Annotated in this window: 9 protein-coding genes; all 9 read left to right on the forward strand. The window is 58.0% G+C overall.

Going from position 1 to position 9,557, the window contains the following annotated elements; translation table 11 throughout:
- A partial coding sequence (locus AC3AYF_RS14200) for an efflux RND transporter periplasmic adaptor subunit (RefSeq protein ID WP_295039404.1) occupies positions 1-915 on the forward strand: 915 nt, incomplete at its 5' end.
- Positions 912-4,070, forward strand: coding sequence for an efflux RND transporter permease subunit (locus AC3AYF_RS14205; RefSeq protein ID WP_487779895.1), 3,159 nt, complete (start codon positions 912-914; stop codon positions 4,068-4,070). The genes AC3AYF_RS14200 and AC3AYF_RS14205, both read left to right, overlap by 4 nt.
- A 15-nt stretch (positions 4,071-4,085) precedes the next feature.
- Complete coding sequence (locus AC3AYF_RS14210; protein WP_295039409.1) at positions 4,086-4,463, forward strand: copper-binding protein; 378 nt, start codon at positions 4,086-4,088, stop codon at positions 4,461-4,463.
- A gap of 105 nt (positions 4,464-4,568) precedes the next feature.
- Entirely contained in the window at positions 4,569-5,201 is a 633-nt protein-coding gene (locus AC3AYF_RS14215; RefSeq protein ID WP_487779896.1) for a peroxiredoxin, read from the forward strand.
- Positions 5,202-5,255: 54 nt separating this feature from the next.
- On the forward strand, positions 5,256-5,489 hold the full coding sequence (locus AC3AYF_RS14220) for a hypothetical protein (RefSeq protein WP_295039413.1): 234 nt from the start codon (positions 5,256-5,258) through the stop codon (positions 5,487-5,489).
- A gap of 1,232 nt (positions 5,490-6,721) precedes the next feature.
- Positions 6,722-7,048, forward strand: coding sequence for a four-helix bundle copper-binding protein (locus AC3AYF_RS14225; protein ID WP_295039415.1), 327 nt, complete (start codon positions 6,722-6,724; stop codon positions 7,046-7,048).
- Between the two features lie 390 nt (positions 7,049-7,438).
- Positions 7,439-7,729 carry an NADH-quinone oxidoreductase subunit A gene (locus tag AC3AYF_RS14230; protein WP_295039416.1) on the forward strand — a complete coding sequence of 97 codons (291 nt, stop codon included), beginning with the start codon at positions 7,439-7,441 and terminating at the stop codon, positions 7,727-7,729.
- An 89-nt stretch (positions 7,730-7,818) separates the two neighbouring features.
- Positions 7,819-9,039: an NADH-quinone oxidoreductase subunit D-related protein gene (locus AC3AYF_RS14235; protein ID WP_295039418.1), complete on the forward strand. Its 1,221-nt coding sequence runs from the start codon at positions 7,819-7,821 to the stop codon at positions 9,037-9,039.
- Positions 9,036-9,557: NADH-quinone oxidoreductase subunit H (locus tag AC3AYF_RS14240; RefSeq protein ID WP_487779897.1), on the forward strand; the 522-nt coding region annotated here is incomplete at its 3' end. The genes AC3AYF_RS14235 and AC3AYF_RS14240, both read left to right, overlap by 4 nt.

Genomic DNA, 9,557 nt, shown 5'->3' on the forward strand with positions numbered 1-9,557 from the left:
CCTCAATCGGTAATCACCATCCATGCGCCAATTGGCGGGGCGATTCAACGCCTCGAGGTGCGTGAAGGGATGGCGCTGAAGGAAGGCGCCACGCTGGCCGCTCTCAACGGGCTGGATACCGTCTGGCTCGAAGCGGCCGTCCCCGAGGATCAGGCCAAGCAGGTCCATGTCGGCCAGCGCGTCACGGCCCGTCTCACCGCTTATCCCGGCGAGGCGTTCGAGGGCCAGGTGATCGCAATACTGCCCCAAAACGACCCGACCAGCCGCACGTTGCAGGTGCGCATCGCACTGCCCAATTCGGATCTGCGCTTAAGACCCGGCATGTTCGCCCGCGTCCAGCTTGAAAGCACCAAAGAGAACGTGCTGACCGTCCCCAGCGCAGCCGTGCTGCACGGTGATCAGCAGGATTATGTCCTCATCGCCAACGGTGACGGCGGCTTCACTCCAACGGTGGTCACGCTGGGGACGCAATCCGGCCAGCAGACCGTGGTGCGCGATGGGCTGCAGGAAGGTCAGCGCATTGTGGCGTCGGGCCAGTTCCTGATCGATTCGGAAGCCAGCCTGGCCGGTGCCCTCGATCGTCTTGGGAATACCCGAAACAAGGGGCGCATGGATATGAGCGCCATGGACGTAGGTACCAAGGCCGGTACGAAAGCTGACGATACGGCCACCCCGATCGAGGGACGCGGCAAGGTCGAAGACATCTCCGCCACTCAGATAACGCTCTCCCACCAGCCCATCCCGGCACTGGACTGGCCAGCGATGACGATGGCCTTCGGGCTTGCCGATCCGGTTTCGGCCGACGGTCTTGAGATAGGCGACACCATTACCTTCACCGTGCGTGAAAGCGATTCCGGTTATGCAGTCGAGAATCTGCAGAAAAGCACCGCGCAGCAAAGCGGAGGTGTGCAATGATCGCACGCGTGATTCGCTGGTCGAGCGGCAATCGCTTTCTGGTGCTGCTGGCGACACTGTTCATCGCCGCGGCCGGCGTGGTCTCGGTCAAAAATATGCCGCTCGATGCGCTGCCCGACCTGTCCGACGTTCAGGTCATCGTACGCACGCCCTATCCCGGCCAGGCGCCGCAGCTGGTCGAGGAGCAGGTCACCTACCCGCTCTCGACCATGATGCTCTCGGTGCCCGGGGTCAAGACGGTACGCGGCTACTCGTTTTTCGGCGACTCCTATGTCTACGTGCTGTTCGACGACGACACCGATCTGTACTGGGCGCGCTCTCGGGTGCTCGAGTATCTGAGCCAAGCGCAGGGCCAGCTGCCACAGGGTGTCACGCCGGAGCTTGGTCCCGATGCCACCGGGGTCGGCTGGCTCTATGAGTACGCGCTGGTCGATCGCAGCGGTCAGCATGACCTGGCCCAGTTGCGCAGTCTGCAGGACTGGTTTTTGAAATATGAACTGAAAAGTCTGCCCGGCGTGGCCGAGGTTGCCACGATTGGCGGCATGGTCAAGCAGTACCAGGTGGTGCTCGACCCGGTGAAGCTGGCGGCCTACAACGTCCCGCAAGCCAGTGTGATCAAGGCAATCCAGAACGCCAATCAGGAAACCGGCGGCTCGGTGCTCGAACTCGCCGAGGCCGAATACATGGTACGCGCGTCCGGCTACTTGAAGTCGCTGGAGGACTTCCGCCATATTCCGCTGAAAACCAGCGCCGCAGGCGTGCCGGTCACGCTGGGCGACGTGGCGACGATTCAGCTTGGCCCCGAGAGTCGCCGCGGTGTCGCCGAGCTCAACGGCGAAGGCGAAGTGGTGGGCGGCGTGATCGTAGGACGCTCCGGCGGAAATGCCCGCGCGACGATCGCCGCGGCCAAGGCCAGGCTGGCAACGCTGAAGGCGAGCCTGCCCGACGGCGTCGAGATCGTGCCCACCTATGACCGCAGCCAGCTGATCGATCGCGCCGTCGGCAACCTGAGCGACAAGCTGATCGAGGAGTTTATCGTCGTCGCGTTGGTCTGCGTGGTGTTTCTCTGGCATCTGCGCTCGGCCTTCGTCGCGATCCTGTCGCTGCCGCTGGGCCTGTTGGTCGCCTTCATGATCATGCAGTGGCAGGGCATCAACGCCAATATCATGTCGCTGGGCGGGCTTGCTATTGCCATCGGCGCGATGGTCGATGCCGCCGTGGTGATGATCGAGAACGCCCACAAGAAGCTGGAGGCCTGGCATCACGAGCATCCCGGCCTTGAACTGAAGGGCGAGGCGCGCTGGCAGGTGATTGGCGATGCCGCCGCCGAAGTGGGACCGGCGCTGTTTTTCAGCCTGCTGATCATCACCTTGTCGTTCATCCCCGTATTTACGCTCGAAGCGCAGGCCGGCCGGTTGTTCGCGCCGCTGGCGTTCACCAAGACCTACGCCATGGCCGGCGCGGCGGGTCTTTCGATCACCTTGATCCCGATATTGATGGGCTACTGGATTCGCGGCCGAATTCCCGACGAGCGTCGCAATCCGCTCAATCGATTATTGATCCGGCTATACCGCCCGCTGCTCAACGCCGCGCTGTACCGCCCCAAAACCACGCTGTTCATGGCGCTGATACTACTGGCGAGCGCGGCCTGGCCGGCCACCCGGCTGGGCGGTGAGTTCATGCCGCCGCTGGACGAGGGTGATCTGCTCTATATGCCCTCCGCCCTGCCGGGGCTGTCGGTGGGCAAGGCATCGCAGTTGCTGCAGCAGACCGATCGGCTGATCAAGACCGTGCCCGAGGTGGAGAGCGTATTCGGCAAGGCCGGCCGCGCTGAGACCGCCACCGATCCGGCGCCGCTGACCATGTTCGAGACGACGATCCAGTTCAAGCCGCGCGATCAATGGCGCCCCGGGATGACGCCCGACAAGCTGGTCGAGGAACTCGATCGCGTCGTGCAGGTGCCGGGGCTGACCAATGTGTGGGTGCCGCCGATTCGCAACCGCATCGACATGCTCGCCACCGGCATCAAGAGTCCGATCGGTATCAAGGTGTCGGGCACCGATCTCAGCGACCTTGACCGTGTCGCCCAGCAGATCGAGCAGGCGGCCAAGGACGTGCCCGGCGTGACCTCGGCGCTGGCCGAGCGCCTCAAGGGCGGACGCTACGTCGATATCAATATCGACCGCGCGGCGGCGGCGCGTTACGGACTTAACATCGGTGATGTGCAGGCGATCGTTTCCTCGGCGATCGGTGGCAAGAACATCGGCGAGACGGTCGAAGGGCTCGCCCGCTATCCGATCAACGTGCGCTACCCGCGTGCCATTCGGGATTCGCTTGAAGAAATCCGCCAGCTGCCGATCCTGACCGCCAGCGGCGAGCAGATCACGCTGGGCAGCGTGGCGGATATCACCATGAGTGAAGGCCCACCGATGCTCAAGAGCGAGAATGCACGTCTGACCACGCTGGTCTATGTCGACGTGCGCAATCGCGACCTCGCCTCGGTCGTCGCCGATCTGCAAAAGGCGGTCAACCAGCATGTCAAACTCGTGCCCGGCGTGTCGATCGCCTACTCGGGCCAGTTCGAGTACATGCAACGCGCCAACGCGCGGTTGAAGCTCGTCGTACCGGCGACGCTATTGATCATCTTCGTGCTGTTCTATCTGACGTTTCGCAGTATCGGTGAGGCGATGCTGTTGATGGGCACGCTGCCCTTTGCGCTGGTCGGCGGCGTATGGCTGCTCTACCTGCTCGGCTACAACATGTCGGTCGCCACCGGCGTGGGCTTCATCGCGCTGGCCGGCGTTTCGGCCGAGTTCAGCGTGGTGATGCTGCTGTATCTCAAGCAGGCGATCGAGCGGCACCGCACGGTGGCCGGGACCATCAAGCCGCAGGCACTCGATGCGGCCATTCAGGAAGGCGCAGTGCTGCGTGTACGGCCCAAGGCAATGACCGTGGCGGTCATTCTCGCCGGCCTGATCCCGATCATGGTCGGCAGCGGTACCGGCTCGGAAGTCATGAGCCGCATCGCCGCGCCGATGGTCGGCGGCATGGTCACGGCGCCGTTCGTGTCGATGCTGCTGGTTCCCATCGTATATCGCCTGATGTGCGCCCCGCGTCGTCGACGCATGATCCCGTCTAGTAAGACCCTGAACTGAATCAAGGAGAGAAACATGAAAAAAGTTATCCGCCCGCTGCTAACCGCCACAACGCTGGCGCTGGCCACTCTGACACTGCCCGCCGTGGCATCTGAGAGGGACACCAACGATGCCATGCAGGGCATGGACATGAAGGCTTCGTCCGAGCAGGCCGTTTCCGAAAAGGCGCAAACCGCTCGGGCCACTGGCGTGGTCAAGGCCATCGACCCGCAAGCCCAAAAGATCGTTCTGGCCCACGGCCCAATCGAGGCGCTCAACTGGCCGGCGATGCAGATGGCATTCAAGGTGGCGGATCCAGCGCTGCTGAAAGGCATCAAGGTTAGCGACGAGGTGCGCTTCGAGCTACAGGGCGCCAATCATGTCGTGGCAGTGCTGGAGAAAACTGAAGGCTAGCTTTAGGACTAGACATTTTAATGTCTAGTCCTTGACCTTGAAGTCAACTTTAAAGTTATCGTTTGAAGTGTTGTAGCATTTCAATCATGTTAGGAGGACGACATCATGGCATTACAGCTTGGAGATACTGCCCCCGATTTTTCAGTCGACTCGACGGAGGGCACGATCAGTTTTCATCAATGGCTAGGCGATAGCTGGGCCGTGTTATTTTCGCATCCGGCCGATTACACACCAGTCTGCACCACGGAGCTAGGCGCTTTCGCCAAGCGCAAGAGCGAGTTCGATAAACGTGGCGTTAAGCTGCTGGGGGTCTCGGTCGATCCACTCGAGTCTCATAACGGTTGGGCCGAGGATATCGAGACGACTCAAGACGCAAAGCTTAACTATCCTCTGCTGGCCGATGACGAGCAGACGGTAGCCAACCTGTACGGAATGATTCATCCGAAAGCCGATCCCAAGGTCACCGTGCGGACCGTGTTCATTATCGACCCCGACAAGAAGATCCGACTCACTCTGACCTACCCGCCCAGCACAGGGCGGAACGTGGACGAGATTCTTCGCGGCATTGATTCGCTCCAGTTGACCAGCAAGCACAAGGTCGCCACGCCCGTCGACTGGCAGAACGGTGACGACGTCATCATTGCACCGTCGCTGTCGGACGAAGAGGCCAAAGAACGTTTCCCAGAGGGGTGGGAGACCAAGACGCCGTATCTGCGTGTGACCCGCCAGCCCGACTGAGCGTCAACGCTACTAGAAAGTATTCATTCAACATTTATTCTAAAGGATACAAACATGCGTCAAGTAAACAAACTGATGGCTACTGGCATCGCATTGGCAGGCCTCGCCTCAGCCTCGATGGCATTCGCCTCCACTGCAGACAACGACCGTACAGATCAGTCCGCTGCGAGTAGCGCAGATCGTGGACAGATGATGCAGGGCGGCGGCATGATGCCGCAAATGCAAGAGATGATGGCGAAGTGCAACCGTATGATGATGGAGCACACCAAGAGCGATCAGAGTCGTTGATACAGGAGTAAAGTACTGGCTAGCCAGCTTCAGCACAGTAGAAGCTGGCTAGCAGGGAAAGGCCCAATGGAGTTAAGTTACTGTTAATGGCGGTACAAGTTGATAAACACAGCGCTACAGCGACCAATTGAATTGAAAAAGCCAAGAGAGTGAAATATGAATTGCTGTAATAAGCTGTTAGAAAGCTCAACGGATACCTCAGGTTTTAAAAGGTTTCCAACTGGCTCGAACCATTGGTGGCTGATGGTGATCATAGCAGTGGTAATAAGCCTCGCTATGGGTTGGAATTAGCTGATTCTATTCGGTGTTGCTCCTATTCTGGTGAGCCTCTTGCCTTGTCTCGTCATGTGCGGATTAGGATTATGCATGATGGAATGTAAGAATAAAAAGAGAACGCCACAGTGCAGGAAGATACCGCTAAATATGGGGCAATACAGAGCATTCCCGGATAACGGATTCTGCGTCCTGATACTGTAAAAGATGACAATGTTTGCGGCAGTAGCCATGGCACTATCGTCGGTGAGTGTGATTGGCGATGCTCTACGACTGCGCGCGGTTCGATTAATCACCTGACGCAGTGCAAAGATCAGCCTTTGCAAATTGGCGGGTTAAGGTAGTTGACTCAGCGCTACTGAAAACCAGCAAAACATCAGCCGAATTCATTCTCTATATTTATAATGAGGATCGTCATGCGTTTGACAAAAATTTTAATTATATTGAGCTCTTTGGTAGTCGGTTTCACCTCAGGTACCGTATCGTTTGCTGCCCAACGCGATACGCAAGCAGACCTACCACAACGAACCGTTTCATATCGCCAGCTTAGCGTTACCGAACGCAGTAACTGCTGTAGTGCTACTACGCCAAGCGACGGAGCAGAGCACCAGAGAGAGCCAAGGGCTCAGTATTTCGGAGTAAGAATTATCCAGTCGTTTCCATACATACGATCCAGCTACGTTTACCATTTATAGGATAAAGTTCGATTGGAATGCTTATCTACTATTTAGCAGTAGAAAACCTTTTCGGGTGATGCGATGAAGCGGGGAAGGTACCATCCAGTCTATACGAAACCAAAGTGCTGCCCAATCAACAAGATATGGATATTAAGCAAATAAATTTTACCAATGCTTGATCAAGTTGCATGCAATGACTATACCTTAAAAGCTGTTCAGTGCAGCAGAAAACATTAGCCATTGCAATTAACGTGCGGAAGGTAAGGCCGCTAAGGAGTCGAGATGGATTTCGGAAAATACAAATCCTGTATAGAAGCTTGCAACGTATGCGCCACCTACTGTGATGCGTGCGCAGTCGCTTGCCTGAAGGAAGATGATGTCAAAATGATGGCAGAGTGCATTCGCCTAGATATGCAGTGTGCACAGATTTGCCGTCTGGCTACTTCCTTGATGGCACAGGGTAGCGAATATGCTAGCGAAGTTTGCAGGATTTGTGCAGATATCTGTAAGCAATGCGGCGACGAGTGCGCCAAGCATGACACTGAGCACTGCCAGGAATGTGCCAAGGCATGTCATCGCTGTGCTGAAGAATGCGCTGCTATGGCGTGAAGCTGCTATGGCGTGAAGAATCTGCTATGGCATGAAGAAGAAGGCCGACAGCGAGGTTCGCGTCATTTTATCGAGGCGTAACGAAATGCTCTGTAACTTGGACTCGATTTGCCGGGTCCGAGTCGCGTTTGGGCTGGGCATTTTATGGATGATAGCTACGATCATTTAGAGAATCGTCTCGGATAATTCAGCTTGAATTCAGAAAATCAGGCTAGTGTTTAGGAAGCTGTTTTCCTGGGTTTCCATGTTGGGAAGCTATTGGTATCAACCGGATTTTCGGATGTTTCGCATGGTCAGGGTGGCCTTTGTTTGTGCAGCAATGCGAGGACGCACATGGCATTAACGACACTCTTTGTCATTCTCATATTCAGCCTGGGCGCTGGAATACTGATGCAATGGCTGCCTATGCGCCACCAGCCTAGATCCCCGTGGTCTCAGCGGGCGCCGTTTCTGGGCGGTGGTACACCTGATAGTCATGCCTGGAGCCGCTACCACATCCGCTATTACCCCATGACACTGCTGTTGATCGCCTTCGAGATGGAGATGATGTTCATGTATCCGTGGGCGGTGGTCTTCGTCGAGAAGGGCATGAAGGCGATGATGGAGATGGGCATGTTCCTGGCCATCCTGTCGGTGGGTATCGTTTATGCCTGGCGTGAGGGGGTGTTCAAGTGGCAGTGAATTGGTTACGCAATCTTGCCTCGCGCAGAAGTGTTCCCGTATTCCCTGTGTTAGGTGTGCAGGGGGATAAGGCACTACGGCATCTAACATTGTCGCCAGACATCGAACTGGTTGACTCGCCGCGCCATGCCTGTGTGCTGCTGGTGGCGGGAGAGATTCCAGCCGATCGGTTCGAGCCCTTGCGTCGCGTGCATGATCAATTGCCGTATCCCTTCACGACGTTATGGTTTCGTTGCGAACCGTGGCCTCACCTTGAAAACGTGACTCGTATTGAGGATCTCGATGTTTTGCCGGCAGCTCTGGTCACGGCATATCGCGAACTGATGGAAGGCCGCCGCGAAAGCTCTTCCAGAATCTTGTTGGATAAGCCGCCCAACCCCTGGGAGGGCGAGGGCGATTTCGGGCAGGGGGGCGAAGGCATGATGGGTGGCGTACCCTATGGGCGGCCCATGGCGATGAATATGGAGGATGACGTCCGCGACGGGCTGACGCTGGATTCGCTGACATTCCGGCTGGGACCGTTCTTCTTCGCATTTCCGCCGGGCATGGCGGCAGAAATCACATTGCAGGGCGACCTTGTTCAGACTTGGAAGACTCAGCATTCGCCGTATCCACAGAGCTTGGATCCGATATTTTTCACCGCTCGTAAGCGGCCGGTTCCCATCGCCGAGCTCGAGCTTGCCCGGGCCCGCCATCATCTACACCGTTTATACCTTGGCCTGCATCTTGCCGGGTTGGAAAGTGCCAGTCTGAGCGCCTTGCGCTTGGCGCAGAATCTGTCGACGACAAGCACGCTGGACGGACTGCGTCGTTATCTATCGCGTAGCGGCTTCTTTCGTCTGGCGGCGATTCAAGGGGGCGCGCTCGATTCCGAGCAGGCTCGCAGAATCGGTGGTTCAGCTGCTCGGGCTGCCGGACTGGATGAGGATCTGCGCTCAGAGGATGCCGGCTATCGACGGCTGGGGTTCTCACCTGTGTGCCAGGCCAGTGGGGATACTCGTGCTCGCTGGCGGCAGGTTCTTGTAGAAATCGATCAGTCGCTCCACCTGGCTCGACAGGCCGAGCGGGATGATGTGACTACGAGTGAGGTAGATCGCATCGAGACTCCGCGCGGTCCTTGGTTCCAGCAGCGACCCGAGGATGCAAGTGCACTCATCGACGAGATATTACCGGGCCAGGAGTGGGGCGATGCGCTGGCTGCCATCGCCAGCTTGGACGTGGCAGCAGTCGCTGAAGCACCGCTCGACACGCAAACGACCGGCGAGTCTCGGATAACGGAACTTTCGGACGATGAAGGGGGCCCTGCATGATCGTCGAGGAGCTGGTCCTGCCGGTGCTCATGGTGTTTTTCATGCTAATCGTAGGCGCTTATACGGTCGCAGTTCTCGATCGTCTGATCGCCGGGGCACTCGGCACGTCTCAGGCCGGCAGTGTCTGGCTTGCCCCCGTGGCGCGAGGGGCCTGGTTGATGACCCAACATGCCAATGCCACCGAAGCCCCGGACCGGCGGGCTTGGCGACTGGCTCCGGCGCTTTATCTTTCTTTGGCCGCCATCGGGCTGGCCGTCGTGCCATGGTCGGGGTCGCTGGTCGCTACTGACCTGGCCACCAGCGTGGTGCTGTGGGGCAGCGTGGAAGCACTGGCGACTGTCGTCATCTTCCTGCATGGCTGGTCGGCCAATGCGCTATTCGCTTTGATCGGCGGCTACCGTTATGTGGCACTAGGGCTTTCCTACATTCTGATCAGCATGTTCGTGCTGATCGGCGTGGCATTGCCGGCCGAGTCGCTGCAGTTCACCCAGGTAGTCGCCTCGCAAGGAGAGCTATGG

The sequence above is a fragment of the Salinicola sp. genome, from assembly GCF_982684285.1.

What these genes read in the sequence shown, in the direction of transcription:
- AC3AYF_RS14205 (WP_487779895.1), top strand. Translation starts at nt 912, where the DNA reads ATGATCGCACGCGTGATTCGCTGGTCGAGCGGCAATCGCTTTCTGGTG.
- AC3AYF_RS14210 (WP_295039409.1), top strand. Translation starts at nt 4,086, where the DNA reads ATGAAAAAAGTTATCCGCCCGCTGCTAACCGCCACAACGCTGGCGCTG.
- AC3AYF_RS14215 (WP_487779896.1), top strand. Translation starts at nt 4,569, where the DNA reads ATGGCATTACAGCTTGGAGATACTGCCCCCGATTTTTCAGTCGACTCG.
- AC3AYF_RS14220 (WP_295039413.1), top strand. Translation starts at nt 5,256, where the DNA reads ATGCGTCAAGTAAACAAACTGATGGCTACTGGCATCGCATTGGCAGGC.
- AC3AYF_RS14225 (WP_295039415.1), top strand. Translation starts at nt 6,722, where the DNA reads ATGGATTTCGGAAAATACAAATCCTGTATAGAAGCTTGCAACGTATGC.
- AC3AYF_RS14230 (WP_295039416.1), top strand. Translation starts at nt 7,439, where the DNA reads ATGCAATGGCTGCCTATGCGCCACCAGCCTAGATCCCCGTGGTCTCAG.